Raw genomic sequence first — 24,275 nt, 5'->3', positions numbered from 1 at the left:
AAAGCAGCCTCAGCCACCAATGATTTTCATCACCGTGGCCCCGCCGGAAAAAGCCAGGTCCTGCTTGTCCCCAAGGGCCTTGACCAGCAAACGCTGCAAAGCCGGCAGAGCCTGGTGGCGCGGCTTGTCCAGCAGGTCGCCAACATAGTGACGATTGCTCGACGACAGGCAGCCATGCAACCAGCCGGTGGAGGACAGCCGCAGGCGCGAGCAGGTCCGGCAGAACGGCACGCTTTCGTTGGCGATCACGCCGAAATGACCACGCCCGGGGATCGCATAGCGCACCGCGGTAGCGTCCACCGGCGCGTCGGCCTGCAGGTATTCGTAGCGCTGGCCGATCAGGTCCAGCAACTGTTGCAGGCTGACAAACTGTTGCAGGAAGGCGTTGCCATCACTGGCCAGGTGCCCCATGCGCATCAACTCGATAAAGCGCAGCTCGTAGCCGCGCTCCAGGCAGTAATCAAGCAGCGGCATCACCTGATCCAGGTTCTGCCCGCGCAGCGGCACCATGTTGACCTTAATCTTCAAGCCGGCGCTGCGTGCTTGCTGCATGCCATCGAGCACCGTGGCCAAGTCGCCGCCACGGGCGATGCTGCGAAAGGCGGCAGGATCCAGGGTATCGAGGGAGACGTTGATCCGGCGGATCCCCGCCTCCACCAGCAACGGCAGCTTGCGCGCCAGCAGTTGGCCGTTGGTGGTCAGGCTGATGTCGTCCAGCCCCATGCGCCCCACCGCCCCCATGAAGGCTTCCAGCTTGGGGCTGACCAGCGGTTCACCGCCGGTGATGCGCAAGCGTTCGATGCCGGCCGCTTCAATCAGATACGCCACGCCCCGAGCCATCGCTTCGGCCGACAGTTCGTCCTGCGCAGCCACCAGCCGCTTGCCGTTGGGCACGCAGTAGGTACAGGCGTAGTTGCAGGCTGACGTCAGACTGATCCGCAAGTTGCGAAAGCGCCTGCCTTGACGATCAACGATCATGGATGACTCCGGCGGAGGAAGGGGGAACCGGGCAAAACCTGACCCATAAATCAGGTTTTGGCAAGTCCCATGCCTGAGTATATTCCTCGGACACTGCGCCATACAGATGGGCAATGGCGCAATACAGCGACTGAATGCCTTAGCTGTTCGAGGTGTCGGGGTCGCGCTTGCGCTTGTTGCCCATGCGCACACCGATATCCATCAGGAACTGGAAGAAACCTTCCTGATCTTCCAGCACATTGCTCCAGAACGGCGAGTGGTACAGCGCCACTGCGCCATGTACCAGCGCCCAGGATGCACAGTAGTGGAAGTACGGCGGTACATCCTCCAGCTTGCCTTCACTGATGCGGCCCTTGATCAGCAGGGTCAGGCGCTCGAAGTTGGAAGCACGGATCTTGTGCAGCTCCTCGACCATCTCCGGCACCTGGTTGCCCTTGACCACCTTTTCTTCCAGGCGGTCGAACAACCGGTAGCGCTGCGGATCACGCATGCGGAATTCGAAATAGGCCCGGGACAGGGCCTCCTTGTCCTTGTCGACATCGGCCGAGTGCAGCAGCTCGTTCAGGTCACGCTCGTAGTCGAGCATCAGCCGCAGGTAGATCTCCGCCTTGGACTTGAAATGCTTATAGATGGTCCCTTTGCCGATACCCACGGCATCCGCAATCATCTCGACGGTGACACTGTCTTCACCTTGTTCGAGGAACAGCTTGAGCGCGGTATCGAGAATTTCTTGCTCGCGGCGACGAAACTCACGGACCTTACGAGGTTCTTTCTGCATAAGAAAAGGTCTGTTCGGGGTCAAAATCGAAGCCGCGTATTATGCCTAACTTGCGCCAAAATGCACGGATCATCCTTCGTTGCTGGCGTTTCTGGCACAAAAGCCGCCCCTGGCGACGACCTTGCGCAGCCGCCAAAAGCCCGGAAAAACCAGTGAATACGGGGGTCGCAAGCCGTTCAAATAGCAAACATTACGCCCCTGCAAGCCCCGGATCAGACCACAAAGTCTAGATTCCCTTGCAGCAGGCACCAACCCTGCCCTCAAGCCCCACCCACGACGAAAATCTCCCGATGAGTCGCAATTTCATCATTAAGTGCTAGAACCGGCGCTTTCCCCGGATCAGGAAAGGTATCCACAGCCCTTGATCGCCCCCTGAAACTATCGATGACGTTGATGGGATCAGGGTTGTCGAGAATTTAAACTGCAACAGCTTGTGTGAGCGAACGACAGGAAAAACCGGAAAACAGAAGGTAAAGTTGATAAAACGTCGGGGAATTCAACGTTTTTACCGAAAAAAGCCGCCAACATGACGGAAATGAGAACTCAAGCGAAGCGCGCGTATTCCAAATTTGTTTAAAAAACGAGCAGGGGCAACTGGACTGAACGCAATAGTGATCAATACTTCAACTGTCGGCGGGACATCTCCCCCAAGTGAAACGCCGATCAAGGTACCAAGGGACCGCGTGCCTTAGTTTTACTCCTAATGGTCTTAACCCGGATTCACCCCCCAGAACCCGGGTTTTTTTTGCCTGCGATTTGGCCTCTCGCCTCAGCCCCTGACTCGCGCCAGGGGGAACAGACGCTTGAAGTTTGCCGTGGTCTGCTCGGCAAAGGCCTCGTAGCTTTCCCCCCGCAGCATCGCCAGGAACTCCGCCACTTCGCGCACGTACTGCGGCAGGTTGGGCTTGCCGCGATACGGAATTGGCGCCAGGTAAGGCGCATCGGTTTCCACCAGCAGCCGGTCGGCCGGCACCTGGCGCGCCACATCCCGCAGGGCATCGGCATTGCGGAAGGTGACGATCCCCGAGAGGGAAATATAGAAGCCCAGGTCCAGGGCCGCCCTGGCCATTTCCCAGTCTTCGGTAAAGCAATGCAGCACCCCGGCATTGGGCAAGGCGGCCTCGCGCAACAGTGCCAGGGTATCGGCACGCGCACCACGGGTATGCACCACCACCGGTTTGCCGGTCTGCTGCGCGGCCTGCAGATGCAAGCGGAACGAGGCCTGCTGCAGTTCGGCGGCTTCCGGCTCGTAGTGATAGTCCAGGCCAGTCTCGCCGATGGCCACCACCCGCGGATGGTTCAACTCACCCAGCAGCCAGTCCAGGGCCGGCGCCGCGCCCGGCTGCAGATCCAGCGGATGCACACCCACCGAGCAATCGACATCGTCATAGCGGTCGGCCAGAGCCTTGACGTCCGCGGCATTCTCGGCACTGACGCCGATACACAGGAAGTGCCCGACGCCACGCTGGCGGGCCGCCGCCAGCGCAGCATCCAGGGAGCCGTCGTGGGCGGCGAGGTCGAGACGATCAAGGTGGCAATGGGAATCTACGAGCATAGGAGGCTACAACTACATCCGTTCAATGAAAGGCCCGGGCTCTGCACCCGGGCGGAAACAGCGTTGATTCTAGGCGCCGCGGGTCAATGCTGGGTAGGCAGGGCCGCCCATTGCACCAGCAAGGCTTCCAGCAGCAGCACGCGGTTGAGGTTGGCCTTGCTCAGGACCTTCTGGCGCTGGGCCAGGATCCAGTCCTGAATATTCAGCACCTTGGCCTGGCTGGATTTCTGCGCCAGGTATTGCAGCACCTTGCGCATGTCCTGCAGCCCCAGCCCCTGTTCGTCCTGGGTCAGTTGATAACGCAGCACCAGGTTCGACCAGTCGCAAAACCAGTCGAACAGCAGCAGCAAGGGAATGGCATTCCAGGATTCGGCCAGTTGCGTTGGCGACTGCTGCTGCTTCAGCAGTTTCTTCACCCCTTCCACCACCAGCGCGCGCTGCTCGCGAACCCCTTGGGCCTGCAAGCTGACCGCCGCCAGCGGCGAGCCGGCGGCCAGGGTCAATAGCTCTACCCGCTCCTCTTCGGAGCAGTCAGGCAGGGCCCGGGACAGCCATTGCAGGCTCATCGCCTCGCTGGGCAACGGGCAGGCCTGCTGCACGCAGCGGCTCTTGATAGTCGGCAGCAGCCGACTGGGCTGGTGGCTGACCAGCAACAGCACTGTGTTGCCGGAGGGCTCTTCGAGGCTCTTGAGCAGGGCGTTCGCGGCGTTGATGTTCATCGACTCCACCGGCTCGATCAGCACCACCTTGCGCCCGCCCAACTGGGCGGTCTGGACCACGAAGCTGACCAGCTCGCGGACCTGGTCGACCTTGATCGCCTTGTCCGCTTCCTCGGGTTCCAGCACATAGTTGTCCGGATGACTGCCAGCCTGCAGCAACAGGCACGACTTGCACTGCCCGCAGGCATCCAGGCCTTCCGGGCGCTGGCACAGCAAGCACGCCATCAGGCGCTCGGCCAAGGCCCGCTTGCCGATGCCCGCCGGGCCATGCAGCAGGTAGGCGTGAGCGTGTTGCGCACGCCCCGCCAACTGCTGCCAGAGGCTGTCCTGCCAGGGGAAGACCTCAGCCACGGGCGCGCTCCAGCAACTGCGGCAGCAGCGCATCCAGGGACTGCTGGACCTGGGCCAGAGGCTGCGCCGCGTCCACCAGTACATACCGCTGCGGGGCTGCGGCGGCACGGGCCAGGAAAGCCTCGCGAACCTTCTGGAAAAACGCCTGGCCTTCCTGCTCGAAGCGATCCAGCCGACCACGGGCACTGGCCCGCGCCAGGCCGACATCCACCGGCAAATCGAAGACCAGGGTCAAGTCGGGGCGCAGATCGCCTTGGACGAAATCCTCCAGCGCGGCAATACGTTCCAGGCTCAGGCCGCGGCCCGCCCCTTGATAGGCGTAGGTGGAATCGGTGAAGCGGTCACACAGCACCACCGCGCCCCGGGCCAGAGCCGGGCGAATTACCGTTGCCAAGTGCTGGGCGCGCGCGGCGAATACCAGCAACAACTCGGTGTCGGCATTCATGACCTCTTCGACTGGGGTCAACAGCACCTCGCGAATTCGCTCAGCCAAAGGCGTGCCCCCGGGTTCACGGGTCAATAGCACCTCGATCCCCGCCGCGCGCAGGCGCTCGGCGAGGTATTCGCGGTTGGTGCTTTTGCCGGCACCTTCCGGGCCTTCCAGGGTAATAAACAAGCCAGTCACAGGCAGTCCTTAATCAAAGTCATTGCGGGCTTTTCGGCGCCGGCTCGCGCTCGCCAGGAGCCTCGCTCGCAGCCGGCGCTTGCGGAGCATCGGCCGGAGCCGTCTGCACCGTGGTGGATGGCGCCGGGCTCACAGCCTCCGGAGCCGCCGGGGCACTGGCCGGCGCCGGGCTGGAACGATAGTCGGCACGGCGCTTGAGCTGGAACTCGCGCACCGCACTGTTGTGAGCATCCAGGTCATCGGAGAACACATGGCTGCCGTCACCCCGCGCGACAAAATACAGGCTCTTGCCCGGTACCGGGTTGAGGGCCGCGTGAATCGCCTCGCGCCCGACCATGGCAATCGGCGTCGGCGGCAAGCCGGCGATCACGTAGGTGTTGTAGGGCGTGGCTTCCTTGAGATGGGCGCGGGTCAGCTTGCCGGTGTAACGCTCACCCAGGCCATAGATCACCGTGGGATCGGTCTGCAGCAGCATGCCAATCTGCATGCGCCGCACAAACACACCGGCGATCTGCCCGCGCTCCTGAGGCACACCGGTTTCCTTCTCCACCAGCGAGGCCATGATCAGCGCCTGATAGGGGTCGCGATAAGGCGCATCGTCAGCCCGTTTGCTCCACTCCTTGGCCAGCACATCATCAAGACGGTCGTAGGCCTTTTCCAGGAGTTCGGCATCGGTCATGCCCCGCACGAAGCGATAGGTATCAGGAAAAAAACGTCCTTCAGGGAAGACGCCGGGGTGACCGAGCTTTTCCATCACCTGGCTGTCGCTGAGACCGCCCAGGGTCTGTTGCAGTTTGTCGCTCTTGGCCAGGGCGCTGCGCACCTGGCGGAAATTCCAGCCCTCCACCAGGGTCAGGCTGTATTGCACCACCTCGCCACGCTGCCAGAGGCCGATCAGGCCTTCGGCGGTCATGCCCGGGGTCATGCGGTACTCGCCGCTGTGCAGCGGCTGGCCCGCCAGGTTGAAACGCCAGTACAGGCGCAGCCAGAATGCGTCGTCGAGCACGCCATCGGCCTGCAAGCGATTGAAGGTGCCGGTGGGAGTCGAGCCCGCGGGAACATCGAGCAACTGTTCCTGACTCAGGTTCAGCGGTTGTTCCAGGGCCGAGTGCAACTTCCAGGCACTCGCGCCCAACAGCAGCCCTGCCAGGACCAGTCCGGTTTCCAGCAGGAGCAGTAATTTACGTCTCACGAATCAAGCATCCAGTAGTGCGCGGGTAATGCCCTGCAGTTTACGGGTGAGCGCACCCGCCGACCAGCTCATCCCAGCACAGCCAAGCACTGGCCAAATGCCGTAGACGCTGTTGCAGGCGAAGACTTCATCAGCCTGCTGCAACTGATCGAGACTGATATCCAGGACTTCCACGGGAACCCCCAATGACTCGGCCTGAAACAATATTTCAGCGCGCATCACGCCGGCCACGCCACAGCGACTCAGGTCAGCCGTCAACAGCCGCCCCTGGCTGACCAGGAACAGATTGCTGAACACACCCTCGATGACTCGCCCGGAGGTATCTCGCATCAAGCCTTCGGCATGCTCGCTATCACGCCACTCGGCGCGGGCCAGAACCTGCTCAAGACGATTGAGATGCTTGAGACCAGCCAACAAAGGTTGTTCGGCCAGACGCGTGGCACAGGGGAACAGGCGAATGCCTTGCTCGGCATGGGCCTGGGGATACGCCGGCAAGGCAGAACCCTGGAGAATCCGCCGGGCCGGGGTCGTGGGGTCGGCGGCATAACCACGCAGGCTGTCGCCCCGGGTCAGGATCAGCTTGAGCACGCCATCGCCCAAAGCAGCCGCGCAGGCCAGCACTTCACTGCGGATCAACGCGTGATCCGCCGTCAGTGCCAGGCGCCGGCCACCTTCAGCCAGACGCTGCAGATGCCGCTCCAGCAGTTGCGGCCGCCCGGATCTGACGGCGATGGTCTCGAACAGGCCGTCGCCGTAAGCCAGGCCGCGATCCTTGAGCGACAGTGCGTCAGCTGGCTGACCGTCGACCCAGCTGTGCATCACTCGGCGAACCGGCGGAACACCAGGGAGCCGTTGGTACCACCAAAACCGAAGGAGTTGGACAGCACTACGTCGATGTCCATGCTGCGCGCAGTGTGCGGCACGAAATCGAGGTCGCAGCCTTCATCCGGCTCATCCAGGTTGATGGTGGGCGGTGCGACCTGGCTGTTGATCGCCAGCACGCTGAAGATCGCCTCGATCGCCCCGGCAGCACCCAGCAGGTGACCGGTCATGGACTTGGTGGAACTGATCGCCAGCTTGTAGGCGTGGTCGCCAAACACACTCTTGATCGCTTCGGCTTCTGCCAGGTCGCCAGCTGGGGTCGAAGTGCCATGGGCGTTGATGTACTGCACCTGGTCCACATTGAGCTTGGCGTCGCGCAGGGCATTGGCGATGCAGCGAGCGGCACCGGCGCCATCGGCAGGAGGCGAAGTCATGTGATAGGCGTCGCCACTCATGCCGAAACCAATCAGCTCGGCGTAGATGGTGGCGCCACGAGCCTTGGCGTGTTCCAGCTCTTCCAGAACAAGGGCACCGGCACCGTCGGACAACACGAAGCCATCACGCCCCTTGTCCCAGGGACGGCTGGCGCGGGTCGGCTCGTCGTTGCGGGTCGACAGCGCACGGGACGCGCCGAAGCCGCCCATGCCCAGGCCGCAGGCGGCCATCTCGGCACCGCCGGCAATCATCACGTCGGCTTCACCGTAGGCGATGTTGCGCGCGGCCATGCCGATGCAGTGAGTGCCGGTGGTGCACGCCGTGGAAATGGCGTAGTTCGGCCCCTGGGCACCCAGGTGGATGGACAGGAAACCGGAAATCATATTGATGATCGAGCCAGGCACGAAGAACGGAGAAATCCGTCGTGGGCCGGATTCGTGCAGGGTGCGGCTGGTTTCTTCGATATTGGTCAAACCGCCAATACCCGAGCCCATGGCCACGCCGATGCGTTCACGGTTGGCGTCGGTGACTTCCAGACCCGCGTTACGCACAGCCTGAAACCCGGCCGCCAGGCCGTATTGAATGAACAGGTCGAGTTTGCGGGCCTCTTTGGCCGACAGGTATTCCTCGACATTGAAGCCCTTTACCGAGCCGCCAAAACGGGTGGAATAGGCAGAAAGGTCGGTGTGCTCGATCAGACCGATGCCACTTTGGCCAGCCAGAATGCCCTGCCAGCTACTCGGTACATCCGTACCCAATGGCGACAACATACCCATACCGGTGACTACGACGCGTCTACGCGACACAGCACTCTCCTTTTTCTAATGACGACACTTTGTATCAGGCCTAAAGAAAAAACCGCACGCCGTAACGGCAGTGCGGTTTTTCCATGACAGCAAAAGACGACTACAAACGATTAAGCCTGGTGGCTGGTAACGTAGTCGATAGCTGCTTGAACGGTAGTGATCTTTTCAGCTTCTTCGTCAGGGATTTCGGTCTCGAATTCCTCTTCCAGAGCCATCACCAGCTCAACGGTGTCAAGGGAGTCGGCACCCAGGTCTTCAACGAAGGAAGCGGTGTTCACAACTTCTTCTTCTTTAACGCCCAGTTGCTCAGCAACGATTTTCTTGACGCGCTCTTCGATGGTGCTCATACCTTGTTTTCACTCCTAATGGACAAATTCAGGCAGCTGGCCAGTGGGTAAGTGTATAGAAAGGCTTTTCAGCTTTTCAACTGAAAGCTTTGTCCCTCAAACCCTTTGGCCATCTGCCTATAAATAGATTGCAGCTTTATAACGGATTTTAGACAGCTCGTATGACATTTTTTTGAAGCAATCCGTCACATTTGACTCACATATACATCCCGCCGTTGACCGGGATTGTAGCCCCAGTAACGTATGCCGCACCGTCGGATGCCAGAAAAGCGACCACTTGCGCGATCTCTTGAGCCTGACCCAGACGACCCAGCGGAATTTGCGTCAGCAGGGCTTCACGCTGTGCTTCCGGCAGCTCGCGGGTCATATCGGTGTCGATAAAACCTGGAGCCACCGAGTTCACGGTGATCGACCGCGAACCCACTTCACGCGCCAGGGCACGGCTGAAACCTTCCAGACCGGCTTTGGCGGCGGCGTAGTTTACTTGGCCTGCGTTGCCCATGGCACCCACAACCGAGCCAATACTGATAATTCGACCCCAACGGGCCTTGGTCATGCCGCGCAGAACGCCCTTGGACAGGCGATACAGGCTGTTGAGGTTGGTATCGACCACGTCGTACCACTCGTCGTCCTTCATGCGCATCATCAGGTTGTCGCGAGTGATGCCGGCGTTGTTCACCAGGATCGCCGGCGCACCGAACTGCTCGGTGATGCTGGCCAGGACCGCTGCCACGGATTCGTCGCTGGTAACGTTCAGCTCAAGACCAGTGCCCTGGATGCCGTTTTCCTTGAGGGTTGCTGCGATGCGCTCGGCACCCGAAGCAGACGTGGCGGTACCCACCACGATGGCGCCCATACGCCCCAGCTCAAGCGCGATGGCCTGGCCGATACCGCGGCTGGCGCCGGTCACCAGTGCAACTTTACCTTGCAGACTCATGCAAGCTTCTCCTAGTTCAGGCCAACGCTGCACGGGCGGCAGCGAAGGCATCTGGGGTATTCAGGTTAGAGGTCGACACGCCTTCGGCGCAGCGCTTGTTAAGGCCTGCCAGGACCTTGCCCGGGCCGCACTCCACCAACTGAGTGGCGCCTTGGGCTGCCAGGGTCTGCACGGACTCAACCCAACGCACAGGCTTGTACAGCTGCTCCAGCAAGTCACGCTTGAGGGTATCGAGGTCAGCCGCCACAGCGGCGCTGACATTTTGTACCAGAGGAATCTGCGGTGCCTGCCAGTTGATCGCCGCGATCGACTCGGCAAAACGCTCTGCCGCAGGGCGCATCAGCTCGCAATGGGATGGCACGCTGACCGGCAGCGGCATGGCACGCTTGGCACCGCGAGCCTTGCAACCCTCGATGGCGCGATCCACTGCCGCCTTGGCGCCGGCGATGACCACCTGGCCCGGGGAGTTGTAGTTCACCGCACTGACCACTTCGCCCTGCGCCGCTTCTGCGCAGGCCGCCACAACGTCGGCATCGTCCAGACCGAGAATCGCCGCCATACCGCCCTGCCCTGCTGGCACGGCTTCCTGCATCAACTGACCACGGCGCTCCACCAACTTGACCGCTTCGGCCAGAGTCAGGCTACCGGCAGCCACCAGGGCACTGTATTCACCCAGGCTATGGCCTGCGACGAAAGCCGGGCGCGCGCCGCCTTCGGCCAGCCATACACGCCACAAGGCGATGGAAGCCGTGAGGATTGCAGGCTGGGTCTTATCCGTTTGATTGAGCAGCTCTTCGGGACCTTGCTGGGTCAGGGCCCAGAGGTCATAGCCCAGAGCATCGGAGGCTTCTTTGAATGTATCGAGGATCAGCGGGTACTGCGCGCCCAGCTCGGCCAACATGCCGAGGGACTGCGAGCCCTGTCCTGGAAAGACGAATGCGAGGGATGCAGACATGTAACAAGCCCCTAATGATCTTGTCGTCGGAGAATTGACGTCACACCGTGGTGGACGCAAGAAACTGACAGTTGGATGGCCAATTGAACTGAGCGGTCACATTTAAGCACTCCACAGGATAAACGCCTAAAGCAACAAGTCTTCAAGACGCCCATGCAAGCGTCGGGGCAGGTCTTCCTGGATCTCGATCAGCGCACGCTGAATCGCACTCTGAAACCCCTGAACGCCCGCAGAGCCATGGCTTTTCACCACAATCCCCTGCAACCCGAGAAAGCTCGCACCGTTGTGCCGAGCCGGCGCCAGGTCCGCCTGCAATCGCCGCATCAGCGGCAAGGCCAGCGCCCCCACAACCCGGGACAGCAGATTCTGCCTGAACAACGCCTCGATACGGGCAGCGATCATGGTCGCCAGGCCCTCGCTGGACTTGAGCAGGATGTTGCCGACAAAACCGTCACACACAACCACATCCGCTTCGCCGCGATACAGCCCGTCACCCTCGACAAAGCCGATGTAGTTCAGGCCACGCGCCTGCTGCAGCAAGCTCGCCGCCAGCTTGACTTGCTGGTTGCCCTTGATGTCTTCGGTGCCGATGTTCAGCAAGGCCACCCTCGGCCGCACTATGCCCAGGCTTTCCGCCGCAACCGACCCCATGATCGCGAACTGCAACAAGTGCTCGGCGCTGCAATCGACGTTGGCCCCCAGGTCCAGCAACTGGCAATAACCACGCTGGGTGGGAATGGCCGCCACCATCGCCGGGCGATCGATACCGGGCAAGGTCTTGAGCACGTAACGCGACAGCGCCATCAGCGCCCCGGTGTTGCCGGCACTGACACAAGCCTGGACCTTTTCATCGCGCAACAACTCAAGCGCCACCCGCATCGAAGAATCAGGTTTGCCACGCAGGGCCTGGGAAGGTTTTTCGTCCATGGTGATCACCTCGCTTGCCGGGGTAATCGTCAGGCGCGCGCGATCCACAGCCGCTTGACCGGAAATCAGTTCTTCAAGAAGGGAGGGTTGACCGACCAGGGTCAGGTGCAGCGAGGGGGTAGCAGACAGACAAGCAATACTTGCCTGAACAATGCTGCGGGGACCGAAGTCCCCGCCCATTGCGTCAATCGCGATGACTTGAGCGGACAAGGATTACTCGTCAGCGCCCTTGTCGATCACTTTACGACCACGGTATACGCCTTCTGGCGATACGTGGTGACGCAGGTGAACTTCACCGGTGGTCTTTTCTACGGACAGGGTGCTAGCCTCGAGAGCATCGTGGGAACGACGCATGTCACGGGCAGAGCGGGATTTTTTGTTCTGCTGAACAGCCATAATTGATTAACTCCTAAACGTTTGGGTCACGCTTTAACTGCGCCAATACACTGAACGGGTTGGACCGCGTTACCTCGTCCTCGCTCGGTTCGGGCTCATCGAGCCCCGCCGGCTGCTGGCATTCTTCCGGATGATGAGCAGGCACGATGGGCAAGGCAAGCAAAAGCTCCTCCTCGATCAACGCCTGCAGATCCAAAGGATCTTCGCCCAGTTCCAGCACGTCATAACCTTTCGGCAACGACTGGGTATTCGCACCCTCCTTCACCACGGCGTAACTGCACTCGCTGTGGATCGGCAGGGTGACCAGCTCAAGACAACGCTGGCAAACCATTTTGACTTCGACGTCGATGGAGCTGTGGATAACTACAGCTTTACGCTCGTCACGCTCGAAAACGAATTTAGCCTGCACCGTACCGACATTGTCGGAAAGCGGGTCGCAGAGTCTCTCCAAATCGGCCAGCAGCAGTTCACCTTGAAGGGTGGTGCCACGGTCAGCCAATTTGCGCGGGTCAACGTGAGGTGGAATCGGGTCATTCAACATAGGCGCAGCATTATAGGGATGCCCCCGGCCATGTCAAAGGAAATTCAGCCCTGTCCGTCACTTGCGAGCCCCGCTAGAATTCCCGGCCTGCCTCAGGAGATGCGCATGCTGCCTTTATTACTCGCCTCAAGCTCGGTCTACCGCCGGGAATTGCTGTCCCGCCTGCACCTGCCCTTCACCTGCAGCTCCCCTGATATCGACGAAAGCCATCGCCCGGGCGAGCCTGCCACTGAGCTGGTGAAACGCCTGGCCGAAGAAAAGGCCCGCGCCCTGGCACACACCCACCCAGCACACCTGATCATTGGTTCGGACCAGGTCGCCGTACTGGGCGAGCGCATCATTGGCAAACCCCACACCTTCGACAGGGCCCGCCAGCAATTGCTGGATGCCAGTGGCGCCAGCGTAACCTTCCTCACCGGCCTGGCCCTGCTCAACAGCCAGACCGGCCACTGCCAGGTTGACTGCGTCCCCTTCACGGTCAATATGCGCACCCTGGACAGCGCCCGAATCGAACGCTACCTGCACACCGAACAACCCTACGACTGCGCCGGCAGCTTCAAGGCCGAAGGCCTCGGCGTCAGCCTGTTCCGGAGCACGGCCGGCAGCGACGCCACCAGCCTTATCGGGCTGCCACTGATCCGCCTGGTGGACATGCTGCTGGCCCAGGGCGTGGAGATCCCCTGAAGCGGTCATAAAAAAGCCGGCACTCATGCCGGCTTTTAATGGGGTAGTGCCCGATCAGCGCAAGGTCGGCCCCTGAAAGCCCATCCACATGGCAATCTGCTCAGCCACGCTGGCACCCAGCTTTTTCGAGAAGCGATCAAATGGCGACTCCTGAACAGTAAAGTCCACCACCTCCTTCTCACCAATCACATCCCGCGCGACCGAACTGGTATTGCCCAGGCCATCGATCAGCCCCAGCGGCAGCGCTTGCTCGCCCGACCAGACCAGCCCGGAAAACAGCTCAGGGTGCTCCTTATCCTTCAGGCGATCGCCACGCCCCTGCTTGACGCTGGCAATGAACTGGCGATGGGTAGTGTCCAGCACGCCCTGCCAGAATTGCGTCTCTTCAGGCTTTTGCGGCTGGAACGGGTCCAGGAACGACTTGTGCTCGCCCGAGTTATAAGTACGACGTTCAACCCCCAGCTTCTCCATGGCACCGACAAAACCATAACCGGCCGCCGTCACACCAATGGAGCCCACCAGACTCGCCTTGTCGGCATAGATCTCGTCAGCAGCACTGGCAATGTAGTAAGCACCCGACGCCCCAAGATCAGAGATCACCGCATAGACCTTGGTGTCCTTGTGCAAAGCCCGCAGACGACGGATCTCGTCATAGACATACCCCGACTGTACCGGGCTGCCACCTGGGCTGTTGATGCGCAAGACAATGCCCTTGACCTTGGGGTCATCGAAGGCGGTACGCAGGCTGCCGACAATATTGTCCGCACTGGCCGACTCCTTATCGGCAATCACCCCGGTGATATCGATTACCGCGGTGTAGCTGCCGCCACGGGCAGCGTTCTTTTCCATGGTCATCAGCGGCGTGAACAGAGCCAACGCCACAAACAGATAGACAAAGGTCAACAGCTTGAAAAAGATCCCCCAGCGCCGCGAACGACGCTGTTCCTGGACGCCGGCCAGCAGTGTCTTCTCCAACAGCTTCCAGCTTTTATCCTCACCACCTTCAGCGCCCGCCTTGCTCGGCGCCTTCCATTCGTCGGTCATGCCTGCTACCCCAGCAAAAACTTATTCAACACCCTGACTCAGCCAGGCATGCAATTGAGGAAAACGGTCGATGGACAAGCGCGGCTCAAACGCCTGCAAAGCCTCGATGGACTGAGCACCGTAACTCACGGCCACTGAATCCATTCCGGCATTGCGCGCCATCAACAGATCAAAGGAAGAATCGCCCACCATCAGAGCCTGCCTTGGCCCGACGCCGCAATGAGCAAGAATTTCCTCCAGCATCAATGGGTGAGGCTTGCTGGCGGTTTCGTCGGCCGCCCGAGTGATATCGAAATAGTCTTCCCAGCCGTGCGCCTTCAGCACCCGATCCAGCCCGCGACGAGCCTTGCCGGTGGCGACTGCCAGCTGATAACCCTCGGCTCGGAACGCATCCAGCGACTGCACCACACCCGCAAACAAAGGCGAAGGTTCAGCCTCGAGTGCGATGTAGTGGTCCGCATAATGCTGACGAAAGGCGACTAACTGGCCATCATCGATCTGCGGATACAGCGTACGAATCGCCTCCGGCAATCCCAGACCGATAATGCCCTTGACGGCAAAGTCGTCGCAGCGCGCGAAACCGGAGCGATCGGCAGACACATGCATTGCCTCGACAATCCGACCAATGGAGTCAGCCAGTGTGCCGTCCCAGTCAAAAATCAGCAGCTTGTAGTCAGGGCGCACTCAAACGCTCCACGGTCTTGGCCCACATTTCATCCACCGGGGCCTGCAACTTCAGCTCGCCGCCATCCGGCAGCGGCACCGTCAACATATAGGCATGGAGAAACAGGCGCTTACCGCCCAGCTCTCGGATCTCGCGAGTGAAATCGTCGTCGCCATACTTGCTGTCACCGGCGATGCAATGCCCCGCATGCAGGGTGTGCACGCGAATCTGGTGGGTACGCCCGGTCACCGGCTTGGCCTCGACCATGGTGGCGAAATCACCGAAACGGCGCAGCACTTTGAACACGGTCAAAGCCTCCTTGCCCTCTTCGTTGACCTCCACCATGCGTTCGCCGGAGCGCAGGTTGCTCTTGAGCAACGGCGCACGCACCTGTTTCACGGCAGTCGCCCAATGCCCGCGGACCAGCGCCATGTAGCGCTTGTCCACGCCATCACCACGCAGCGCGGCGTGTAGATGGCGAAGCATGCTGCGTTTTTTCGCGATCATCAGCAGGCCGGAGGTGTCGCGATCGAGGCGATGCACCAGCTCCAGCTCCTTGGCATCCGGGCGCAACTGACGAAAGGCTTCGATCACCCCGAAATTCAGGCCGCTGCCGCCATGCACGGCAATCCCGGCAGGCTTGTTGATCACAATCAGCGCCTTGTCTTCGAAGACGATCGAGGCTTCCAGTCGCTGCAGCAACCCTTGAGCCAGCGGCACCGGCTCATCGCGTTCAGGCACGCGCACCGGAGGCACGCGCACCACGTCGCCCGCCTGCAGCTTGTACTCGGGCTTGATCCGCCCCTTGTTCACGCGCACTTCGCCTTTACGCAAAATGCGGTAAATCAAGGTCTTGGGCACGCCTTTGAGTCGCGCGAGAAGGAAGTTATCAATACGTTGGCCGGCATATTCCGGCGAGACCTCAAGCAATTGAACGCCTGGGGTCGAGGGGGCAGTAGTCGTCATGGCGCGAATGATAACAATTTTTTATGGATTTGAAGCACTTAATGATTGCTGCTATAGTCGCGAACGCCGCCAAAAGCGGCTGGACAGAGGAACAGCGGCAAACAGCCGGCCCTGACCAACGCAATTCATGAGGACGCAAGGCCGTCCTACGCAGTTTTCGCTACCTAACGGAAGAGTTCGGCGTTGTAACAAGCGCAGGTGACATGAGGCCTGAAACCCGTAGAAAGCAGAGTCACTACTCGCCTTTTACGCAGCGATTAACGGCCAGTTCACAAAGTGCAGTCAGCGACAAACAATCCCGAGCGCAAGTTGCGGAAACAACGCCTTTAGCCATGATGCGTGGCCTCCCCTTTCGGAGTTCACGGTAAATGCCAACCCGCTGCGGATTCTGCGCGCGGCAGCACCCGAATTATCAGGGATACGTGTAGGGTGGAGATGCACAACCGTCGGACTGTGTAGCATTAGGCTTTATCAAGACGCTTCATCTCGTCCACAGTCGCCGGTTGATTCCTCCTCCTGACAGACTTTTGCTTAAGCGGTGCCTTAGTCACCACAGCAAGCAGGACGCGTAAGTCGCGACTTCGTCCTTAGTTACTTGAGTTACTTGGACGAACCTCGCTAGACACTCGAGTGGCCAACCACTCCTGACGCACCTGACACCGACCGTGAGAAGTCGTGTGTGCCGAACGCCGTTTCCGGCAGCCCGGAAACCGACGGTACTACATGAAAAGAATGCTGATTAACGCAACTCAACCCGAAGAGTTGCGTGTTGCCCTGGTAGACGGCCAGCGCCTCTACGACCTGGACATCGAGTCCGGTGCACGCGAGCAGAAAAAGGCCAACATCTATAAAGGCCGAATCACTCGTATCGAACCTAGCCTCGAGGCTGCCTTTGTCGATTTCGGCTCTGAGCGCCACGGCTTCCTGCCCCTCAAAGAAATCTCCCGCGAATACTTCAAGAAAGCCCCCGAAGGCCGCGTCAACATCAAGGACGTCCTGAGCGAAGGCCAGGAAGTCATCGTCCAGGTCGAGAAAGAAGAGCGTGGCAACAAGGGCGCTGCCCTGACCACCTTCATCAGCCTCGCCGGTCGCTACCTGGTACTGATGCCGAACAACCCGCGTGCCGGCGGCATCTCCCGTCGCATCGAAGGCGAAGAACGCAACGAACTGCGCGAAGCGCTGAACGGCCTGGTGGCTCCTGCCGACATGGGCCTGATCGTGCGTACTGCCGGCCTGGGCCGCAGCAGCGAAGAGATGCAGTGGGACCTCGACTACCTGCTGCAACTCTGGACCGCCATCAAGGAAGCCTCCCTGGATCGCTCCGCGCCCTTCCTGATCTACCAGGAAAGCAACGTGATCATCCGCGCGATCCGCGACTACCTGCGCCAGGACATTGGCGAAGTGCTGATCGACAGCGTTGAAGCCCAGGACGAAGCCCTGACCTTCATCCGCCAGGTGATGCCGCAGTACGCCAGCAAGATCAAGCTGTATGAAGACAGCGTGCCGCTGTTCAACCGCTTCCAGATCGAAAGCCAGATCGAAACCGCCTTCCAGCGCGTGGTCGAACTGCCTTCCGGCGGCTCTATCGTCATCGACCCGACCGAAGCCCTGGTGTCCATCGACATCAACTCGGCCCGCGCCACCAAAGGCAGCGACATCGAAGAAACCGCCCTGCAGACCAACCTGGAAGCAGCCGAAGAAATCGCTCGCCAGCTGCGCCTGCGTGACATCGGCGGCCTGATTGTCATCGACTTCATCGACATGACCCCGGCCAAGAACCAGCGCGCCGTGGAAGAAAAAGTCCGCGAATGCCTGGAAGCCGACCGCGCTCGTGTGCAGATCGGCCGCATCTCGCGCTTCGGCCTGCTGGAAATGTCCCGTCAGCGCCTGCGTCCATCCCTGGGCGAAAGCAGCGGCATCGTCTGCCCGCGCTGCAACGGCACCGGCATCATCCGTGACGTCGAGTCGCTGTCCCTGGCAATCCTGCGCCTGATCGAAGAAGAAGCCCTGAAAGACCGCACCGCCGAAGTTCGCGCTCAAGTGCCGATTCCGGTCGCCGCCTTCCTGCTCAACGAAAAACGCAACTCGATCACCAAGATCGAACTGCGCACCCGTGCCCGCATCGTCATCCTGCCGAACGACCATCTCGAAACGCCGCACTTCGAAGTGCAGCGCCTGCGCGATGACAGCCCGGAAGCCAACACCAACCAGTCCAGCTACGAAATCGCTGCAGCCGCTGCCGAAGCCGAAGAAGTTCAGCCGGCCGCCGCCACCCGCACCCTGGTTCGCCAGGAAGCCGCGGTGAAGACTGCCCCTGCCCGCGCCAACGCTCCGGTTCCGACCGAAGTCGCCGCGCCTGTCGCCGCACCTGCTCCAGTGGCCGAGCCGAGCCTGTTCAAAGGCCTGGTGAAATCCCTGGTCAGCCTGTTCGCGACCAAGGAAGAGCCAGCGGCTCCGGTCGTGGCCGAGAAGCCCGTCACCGAGCGCCCTGCTCGCAACAACGAAGAACAGCGTCGCAATGGCCGCCAGCAGAGCCGCAACCGCAACGGTCGCCGCGATGAAGAGCGCAAGCCACGCGAGGAACGTGCCCCGCGTGAAGAACGCGCACCACGCGAAGAACGTGCTCCGCGCGAAGAGCGTCAGCCGCGTGAAGTCCGCGAAGCCCGTGAAGAAGTTCAAGCGGTAGCCCGTGAAGAACGTGCACCACGCCCACCGCGTGAAGAGCGCCAGCCACGTGCACCGCGCGAAGACCGCAAGCCGCGTGGCGAGCGTGAAGAACGCGTGCGCGAACTGCGCGAGCCACTGGACGCTGCTCCTGTGGCCGCCGCAACTGCTGCCGTGGTCGCCGAAGAACGTCCGGCTCGCCAGCCGCGCGAAGAGCGCCAGCCACGTCCACCACGCGAAGAGCGTCAACCACGTGCCGAACAGGCTCAGGCCGCAGCCGCCAGCGAAGAAGAAACACTGCCTAACGAAGAGCAACTGCAGGAAGAAGGCCAGGACAACGCCGATGGCGAACGTCCACGTCGCCGCTCCCGCGGCCAGCGTCGTCGCAGCAACCGTCGCGAGCGTCAGCGTGATGCCAACGGCAATGTGATCGAGGGCTCGGAAGAGAACGCCGAAGAGCCAAGCAGCGCCGACCTGGCTGCCGGCCTCGCGGTTACCGCCGCGGTTGCCAGCACCGCCATCAGCGCCAACGCTGAAGCCGAGGCTCACCAGCAAGCCGAGCGCGCGACTGCCGCCGTAGAGGACAACACTCCGGAAGCCCCGGTGGTTGAAGCCACTACGCCAGTAGAAGCCCCAGTGGCTCCAGCGGTGGAAGTAGCTCCCGTTGTTGAAGAGCAAGCCCAGGTTGAAGTGATTGCCGAACCGGCCGTGGTGGTTGAAGCCCAGCCAGTGGTGGCCGAGCAACCTGCTGCCGAACCTGCAGCCCAGGCGCCAGTCGCTGAAGAAAAGGCCATCGAGCCTGCTCAAGAAGCGCCTGCACCGGCTCCGGTTGTCGAGCCTGTAGTGGTTGAAGAGCCAGTGGCTGCCCAGCAGCCAGCCCAGGTGGAAGCGCCAGCTCCGGTTGCCGCACCTGTGGTGGTCGAAGAGCCAGCGCCTGTGGTTGAGGCTGCACCGGTCAGCACCCTGACCAGCAACGGCCGTGCACCGAACGACCCACGTGAAGTGCGTCGCCGCAAGCGTGAAGCCGAGCGCCTGCAGAAGGAAGCCGAACTGGCTGCCGCTGCTGCTCCGGCTGAAGCCGTGGTAGCCGCCGAGCCAGCGCCGGTGGAAACGCCAGCAGTGGCCGAGGCCGCTCCAGCCGTTGCCGAAGTGGCTGAAGCCGCACCGGCACCTGTGACCGAGCCTGTGGTCGAGCAAGCTGCCCCGGCGGCCGAGGAAGCACCTCGCGCTGTCGAGCACGTTGCGCACACCGAGGAAGAGCAGCACGAGCCTAAACCCCTCGTCTGATTCCATCGGTCCATGAAAAAGCCCCGCCCGGGTAACCGGGCGGGGCTTTTTTATGCCTGCATCCATCAGCAATCCCGGTAGATCAACGCCTCCGGTAAATCCACATCCCAGGTCACTCCCGAATCCGTCACCGGTACTTCGATCACCTGGCCCGAAGCGAACAACAACCGGGCACCACGATCACCGGACAAGCCCTGCAACGCCGGCCCATAAGACCGACCAAAACCCACCGGATGCCCCAGCTCAGCCCCCAGTCGCGGCACGCAGATGCTCTGTTCGGTCAACGCCTCGATCACCCGACGAGCAGTGGCCGGCAAGATAAACGGCATATCCCCCAACCAGACCACCCAGCCATCGGCATCGGCACAGGCCGCCACTGCCGCCGCCAGGCTGTGCCCCATCCCCGCCGAGTCGAGCAACTGCACCTCACAGCCATGGGTTCGGGCCAGATCCGCCACCTGCGGCCGATCCGGCGTGGTCACCAGCACTCGCCGGACAAGCTCCGCCGGCACATTCATCAGCACCTGCTCCAATACCGGCCGCAACAGCCCGTCACGCCCGCGACAGGGTGCCAGCAGCTTGTCCCGGTCCGCTCCGGCTGCCTGACGGAAACGCCTGCCCTGCCCCGCCGCGAGGATGATCGCGCAAGGCAACCGACTCACCGAAGCACCTCGGCCGCGCGCACGAGCGGCGGCTTCTGCAACGGCTCGACGCCATTCTTGATCGCGACGATTTCCGCCAGCAGCGACAAGGCAATTTCTGCCGGTGCATGGCTGCCAATGTGCAACCCCACCGGCCCGTGCAAACGCTCGATGGCCTGCGCCGACAAGCCCAGCAGCGCCAGATTGTCCCGGCGCTTCTGGCTGTTGGCCCGGGAACCCAGAGCGCCGACATAAAACGCCCGGGAGTCGAGTGCCGTCAGCAACGCCATATCATCCAGGCGCGGATCATGGGTCAAAGCCACCACCGCCGTACGCTCATCAGGCTCGATGCTCAGCACCGCATCGTCGGGCATACCGGCGACAAACCTTGCATCCTGCCCCTCCCAACCGTGCACGAACTCCCGACGCGGATCACAGATCAGCACTTCAAAGTCCAGCAAGCGCGCCATCTGCGCCACATAGCGCGACAACTGCCCGGCGCCGATCAGCAGCAAGCGCCAGCGCGGCCCATAGATGGCCCGCAAGAGAGCCCCGTCGAACGCCAGCTCATCGCGTTTGCTCGCCGCCTTGAGCTGCACCTGGCCACTGCCCAAGTGCAACTCGCGAGCCACGATCTGGTGCGCATCACAGCGCGCCAGCAGCTCCGCGACCCAGGCCGGATCGCCGACCCGCTCCTCGGTCAGGCGCAAGGTGCCGCCACAGGGCAGGCCGAAACGCGCCGCTTCTTCCTGCGTCACGCCGTAAGTCACCAGTTGCACCGGCGGCCCGCCTCGGGACAATCGCCCGTCACCCTGGCGAGTGATCAGGTCGTCCTCGATACAGCCACCGGACACCGAGCCGATCACCACCCCATCATCGCGCAAGGCCAGCATCGCACCGGGCGGCCGGGGCGCGCTGCCCCAGGTCTGGACCACGGTGTAGAGCAGCACTCCGCGCTCGGCGCGGCGCCACTCCAGGACGCTGCGCAAAACATTCAGGTCGACGCTGTCCATCAGGCACTCGCCTGCCGCCAGCCCTGCAGCTGGTAGCGCACCGGCAGGTTGCGAATGCGCTTGCCGGTGGCCGCGAAGATCGCGTTGCACAGGGCCGGCGCAATCGGCGGTACGCCGGGTTCGCCGACACCGCCCAGGGGCACATCCCCCGGCGGCGTCACCAGGTGCACCTGCACCTGCCTGGGCGCCAGGGACATGCGCGCCACCTCGTACATATGGAAGTTGTCCTGCTGGACCTTGCCGTCCTTGAAGCTGATTTCCCCCAGCACTGCGTTGCCCAGGCCCATGACACAGGCACCCTCGAACTGCGAGCGGATGCGCTCGGGATTGATCTGCGGGCCGCAGTCCACCGCGATGTCGGCCTGATGCACGATCAACGTGCCATCGTCCTTGACCTCCACCTCGATCACCGCCGCCACATAGGTGACAAAGCTGTAGTGCACCGCCAGCCCCAGGCCACGCCCCTTGGGCAGCGAGCGTCCCCAACCGGCCGCCTTGGCCGCGGTTTCCAGCACCGTGCGCAAGCGTGCGGTATCGATCGGGTAACGCTCGGGGGATTCGCCATAGTTCCACTCTTCGCTCAAGGTTCGCGGATCGATCTGACGATCCGGCCCCAGCAACTTGAGCTGGTACTGCAGCGGGTCCTGACCGGCCTTGTGCGCCAGCTCGTCGACAAAGCTCTGGATCGCGAAGCCATGGGGAATGTTCGACACCGAGCGATACCAGCCGACCCGGGTATGGGCGGCCGCCTCGGGGTTTTCCAAGCGCACGTTGGGAATCGCATAGGCCATGTTGGTAAACCCCATGCCCAGCTCGAAGGCGCCTTCGTGCGTCATTCCCGGCGCGAATAGCGCGGTGATGCTCGGCGCCACGGTGCGGTGCAGCCAGGCGGCCAGCAAGCCATCCTTGTTCAACCCGGCCTTGAGGTATTGCGCCGACACGGTATGAAAGTAGGAATTGTGGATATCGTCCTCGCGAGTCCACTGCACCCGCACCGCCTTGCCGGGAAAAGCCTTGGCCAGGATCGCCGCTTCAAGGATGAAGTCCGGCTTGGATTTACGGCCGAAGCCACCGCCCAGCAAAGTGACGTTCACCGTAACCTGCTCGAAGCCGATTCCCAGGCGCTCGGCGATCCGCTCGCGGGTCACTTGTGGCGCCTGGCTTGGCGCCCAGGCCTCGCAGCGACCGTCCTGGAAACGCGCCACGGCCACCATCGGCTCCATGGGCGCCTGCGCCAGATGCGGCAGGTAATAGCTCGCCTCCAGGGTGCTTTCGGCAGCGTTAAGGGCCTCATCCAGGTTGCCGGTGCTGCGCACCACCTTGCCCGGTTGCAGCGCCGCCGCCTCCAGTTGCTTGCGGTATTCGATGGAGTCGTAACCGGCATTGACCCCATCCTCCCACTCGATCTTCAACGCATCGCGGCCCTTGATCGCCGCCCAGGTGTTGCTTGCCACCACGGCCACGCCACCCAGCGGCTGGAACTCGGAAGGCAAGGGACGGCTTTCAATGGGCAGGACCTTGATCACCCCGGGCACCTTCAAGGCTGCACTGTCATCGACCGACTTGAGCTTGCCGCCATAGACCGGGGGGCGCGCCACCGCCGCGAACAACATGCCGTCAAAATGCACATCGGCGCCATACACCGCACGGCCGTTGACAATGTCCCGGCCATCGATGGCACGAGTCGCCTCTTTGCCAATGTAGCGAAACTCCGATGGCAGCTTCAGCCGCAAGCTGTCCCGAGCCGGCACCGCCAAGGCGCCCGCCGCCGCGGCCAGAGCTCCGTAGCCCAGCTCACGCCCGCTCGGCGAGTGAACGACTTTGTGCAACTGCGCCCGACACTCCGCCAGCGGCACTTGCCACTGCGCGGCCGCGGCCTGCTCCAGCATGGTCCGCGCGGCTGCGCCGCAGCGGCGCATGGGTTCGTACCAGTGGCGCATGCTGCGCGAGCCGTCAGTATCCTGGTTGCCGAAACGCGCCTCGTCACCCGGTGCCTGGCGAACCTTGACCTGCGCCCAGTCGGCGTCCAGTTCATCGGCCACCACCATGCTCAGGCTGGTGCGCACGCCCTGGCCCATCTCCGAACGGTTGCACAGCACCGTCACGCTGCCGTCGTTGGCAATGCTCAGGTAGACCTTGGGGTCATCGACCCAGCCATGGGGCATGCCGTCGGCGCCAAACTTCTTGTCCTCGGCAAAGGCTTCCTGCCAGCCCCAGCTCGCGGCCAGCACCAGGGCCCCGGTGGCGCCCACGCCCTTGAGAAAGCCCCGGCGGCTGAGGTTGCTCAGGGCAAAATCCTGCGGTAGGTGGTTCATGCCTTGGCCTCCTGCAGGTGGCTGGAGGCCTGGCGAATCGCACTCTTGATGCGGTTGTAGGTGCCGCAACGACAGATATTGCCGAGCATCGCCTCTTCGATCTGCTCGTCGCTGGGATTGGGATGGACCTTGAGCAGAGCCGTGGCAGACATGATTTGCCCGCCCTGGCAGTAACCGCACTGGGCCACCGCGATGTCCAGCCAGGCCTGCTGCACCACCTGCCCCACCGGGTCGGTGTGCAGGTTGTCGATGGTACTGACGTGCTTGCCTTGCACCGCGCCGATGGGAGTGATGCAACTGCGCGCCGGGTCACCGTCGATATGAATGGTGCAGGCGCCGCACAGGCCCATGCCGCAGCCGAACTTGGTGCCGTTGTAGCCCGCCACATCGCGGATCGCCCACAACAGCGGCATGTCCTCGGTGACGTCCAGTTGATGATCTTGACCGTTGAGTTTCAGGGTAATCATGGGCACGCCCGCATTCTGTCAGGTGATGGGGTCGAGCCATCCGCCGTGCAGTACCGCGGCCGCGGTGCACGCAGATCGGCTCAGGCTAATCGGGCTCTCTTGTGAAGGCAGGGCTTCACCGGGCCTTTGGCAACAGCAAAAGCAGATTCTTAGCCTGCTAAGTTAA

The 24,275-nt window shown here is 62.0% G+C and carries 23 protein-coding genes; 2 read left to right on the top strand and 21 right to left on the bottom strand.

The window, feature by feature from the left end:
- Positions 1–9 precede the first annotated feature (9 nt).
- From LXM55_RS16120 to LXM55_RS16055, 14 genes are all read right to left on the bottom strand, one after another.
- On the bottom strand, positions 10–978 hold the full coding sequence (locus LXM55_RS16120) for a GTP 3',8-cyclase MoaA (protein WP_233321290.1): 969 nt from the start codon (positions 976–978) through the stop codon (positions 10–12).
- A 139-nt stretch (positions 979–1,117) separates the two neighbouring features.
- Positions 1,118–1,756 (bottom strand): TetR/AcrR family transcriptional regulator, encoded by a 639-nt coding sequence (locus LXM55_RS16115; RefSeq protein WP_011060125.1) that lies wholly within the window; start codon positions 1,754–1,756, stop codon positions 1,118–1,120.
- A gap of 769 nt (positions 1,757–2,525) precedes the next feature.
- Positions 2,526–3,311, bottom strand: coding sequence for a TatD family hydrolase (locus LXM55_RS16110; RefSeq protein WP_233321289.1), 786 nt, complete (start codon positions 3,309–3,311; stop codon positions 2,526–2,528).
- An 83-nt stretch (positions 3,312–3,394) separates the two neighbouring features.
- Positions 3,395–4,381, bottom strand: coding sequence for a DNA polymerase III subunit delta' (locus LXM55_RS16105; protein WP_233321288.1), 987 nt, complete (start codon positions 4,379–4,381; stop codon positions 3,395–3,397).
- The gene (tmk, locus tag LXM55_RS16100) at positions 4,374–5,006 is read right to left on the bottom strand and encodes a dTMP kinase (protein WP_233321287.1); all 633 of its coding nucleotides are present in this window, start codon (positions 5,004–5,006) and stop codon (positions 4,374–4,376) included. The genes LXM55_RS16105 and tmk overlap by 8 nt, the downstream gene beginning before the upstream one ends.
- Positions 5,007–5,025: 19 nt before the next feature.
- Positions 5,026–6,198: an endolytic transglycosylase MltG gene (gene mltG / locus LXM55_RS16095; protein WP_233321286.1), complete on the bottom strand. Its 1,173-nt coding sequence runs from the start codon at positions 6,196–6,198 to the stop codon at positions 5,026–5,028.
- A gap of 3 nt (positions 6,199–6,201) precedes the next feature.
- Positions 6,202–7,017 carry an aminodeoxychorismate lyase gene (gene pabC, locus LXM55_RS16090; protein ID WP_233321285.1) on the bottom strand — a complete coding sequence of 272 codons (816 nt, stop codon included), beginning with the start codon at positions 7,015–7,017 and terminating at the stop codon, positions 6,202–6,204.
- The gene (gene fabF, locus LXM55_RS16085) at positions 7,017–8,261 is read right to left on the bottom strand and encodes a beta-ketoacyl-ACP synthase II (RefSeq protein WP_233321284.1); all 1,245 of its coding nucleotides are present in this window, start codon (positions 8,259–8,261) and stop codon (positions 7,017–7,019) included. Before fabF ends, pabC begins: the two co-directional genes overlap by 1 nt.
- 110 nt (positions 8,262–8,371) lie before the next feature.
- Entirely contained in the window at positions 8,372–8,608 is a 237-nt protein-coding gene (gene acpP, locus LXM55_RS16080; RefSeq protein ID WP_003175607.1) for an acyl carrier protein, read from the bottom strand.
- 196 nt (positions 8,609–8,804) lie between these two features.
- Positions 8,805–9,545 (bottom strand): 3-oxoacyl-ACP reductase FabG, encoded by a 741-nt coding sequence (fabG, locus tag LXM55_RS16075; protein WP_047284730.1) that lies wholly within the window; start codon positions 9,543–9,545, stop codon positions 8,805–8,807.
- 16 nt (positions 9,546–9,561) lie between these two features.
- A complete protein-coding gene (fabD, locus tag LXM55_RS16070; protein ID WP_016968270.1) occupies positions 9,562–10,500 on the bottom strand; it encodes an ACP S-malonyltransferase in 939 nt (312 codons plus the stop codon).
- Between the two features lie 126 nt (positions 10,501–10,626).
- Positions 10,627–11,637 (bottom strand): phosphate acyltransferase PlsX, encoded by a 1,011-nt coding sequence (gene plsX / locus LXM55_RS16065; protein WP_233321283.1) that lies wholly within the window; start codon positions 11,635–11,637, stop codon positions 10,627–10,629.
- Positions 11,638–11,640: 3 nt separating this feature from the next.
- Entirely contained in the window at positions 11,641–11,823 is a 183-nt protein-coding gene (gene rpmF, locus LXM55_RS16060) for a 50S ribosomal protein L32 (RefSeq protein ID WP_003179396.1), read from the bottom strand.
- Between the two features lie 13 nt (positions 11,824–11,836).
- Positions 11,837–12,364 (bottom strand): YceD family protein, encoded by a 528-nt coding sequence (locus LXM55_RS16055; RefSeq protein WP_009047832.1) that lies wholly within the window; start codon positions 12,362–12,364, stop codon positions 11,837–11,839.
- Positions 12,365–12,469: 105 nt separating this feature from the next.
- Between LXM55_RS16055 and LXM55_RS16050 the strand changes: the two genes are divergently transcribed.
- Complete coding sequence (locus LXM55_RS16050; RefSeq protein ID WP_233321282.1) at positions 12,470–13,048, top strand: Maf family protein; 579 nt, start codon at positions 12,470–12,472, stop codon at positions 13,046–13,048.
- 54 nt (positions 13,049–13,102) lie between these two features.
- Here the strand turns inward: LXM55_RS16050 and sppA are convergent, their stop codons facing one another.
- Genes sppA through rluC form a run of 3 tightly spaced genes read right to left on the bottom strand, consistent with a single transcriptional unit; the run spans position 13,103 to position 15,722 of the window.
- Complete coding sequence (sppA, locus tag LXM55_RS16045; protein WP_233321281.1) at positions 13,103–14,092, bottom strand: signal peptide peptidase SppA; 990 nt, start codon at positions 14,090–14,092, stop codon at positions 13,103–13,105.
- A gap of 21 nt (positions 14,093–14,113) precedes the next feature.
- On the bottom strand, positions 14,114–14,776 hold the full coding sequence (locus LXM55_RS16040; protein ID WP_233321280.1) for an HAD-IA family hydrolase: 663 nt from the start codon (positions 14,774–14,776) through the stop codon (positions 14,114–14,116).
- Positions 14,766–15,722, bottom strand: coding sequence for a 23S rRNA pseudouridine(955/2504/2580) synthase RluC (rluC, locus tag LXM55_RS16035; protein ID WP_011060111.1), 957 nt, complete (start codon positions 15,720–15,722; stop codon positions 14,766–14,768). Before rluC ends, LXM55_RS16040 begins: the two co-directional genes overlap by 11 nt.
- 723 nt (positions 15,723–16,445) lie before the next feature.
- On the opposite strand from rluC, the gene rne reads away from it, so the two are divergent.
- Positions 16,446–19,673 (top strand): ribonuclease E, encoded by a 3,228-nt coding sequence (gene rne / locus LXM55_RS16030; RefSeq protein WP_233321279.1) that lies wholly within the window; start codon positions 16,446–16,448, stop codon positions 19,671–19,673.
- A 65-nt stretch (positions 19,674–19,738) separates the two neighbouring features.
- Here rne and LXM55_RS16025 read toward each other — a convergent pair whose 3' ends face one another.
- Genes LXM55_RS16025 through LXM55_RS16010 form a run of 4 tightly spaced genes read right to left on the bottom strand, consistent with a single transcriptional unit; the run spans position 19,739 to position 24,109 of the window.
- Complete coding sequence (locus tag LXM55_RS16025; RefSeq protein WP_233321278.1) at positions 19,739–20,335, bottom strand: nucleotidyltransferase family protein; 597 nt, start codon at positions 20,333–20,335, stop codon at positions 19,739–19,741.
- A complete protein-coding gene (locus tag LXM55_RS16020) occupies positions 20,332–21,327 on the bottom strand; it encodes an XdhC family protein (protein ID WP_233321277.1) in 996 nt (331 codons plus the stop codon). The genes LXM55_RS16025 and LXM55_RS16020 overlap by 4 nt, the downstream gene beginning before the upstream one ends.
- Positions 21,327–23,642, bottom strand: coding sequence for a xanthine dehydrogenase family protein molybdopterin-binding subunit (locus LXM55_RS16015; RefSeq protein WP_233321276.1), 2,316 nt, complete (start codon positions 23,640–23,642; stop codon positions 21,327–21,329). The genes LXM55_RS16020 and LXM55_RS16015 overlap by 1 nt, the downstream gene beginning before the upstream one ends.
- Positions 23,639–24,109, bottom strand: coding sequence for a (2Fe-2S)-binding protein (locus LXM55_RS16010; protein WP_233321275.1), 471 nt, complete (start codon positions 24,107–24,109; stop codon positions 23,639–23,641). Before LXM55_RS16010 ends, LXM55_RS16015 begins: the two co-directional genes overlap by 4 nt.
- Positions 24,110–24,275 lie beyond the last annotated feature (166 nt).

This window comes from Pseudomonas sp. Au-Pse12, from assembly GCF_021341665.1.
GTDB lineage: Bacteria > Pseudomonadota > Gammaproteobacteria > Pseudomonadales > Pseudomonadaceae > Aquipseudomonas.
This window is presented reverse-complemented; position numbering and strand designations above follow the sequence as displayed.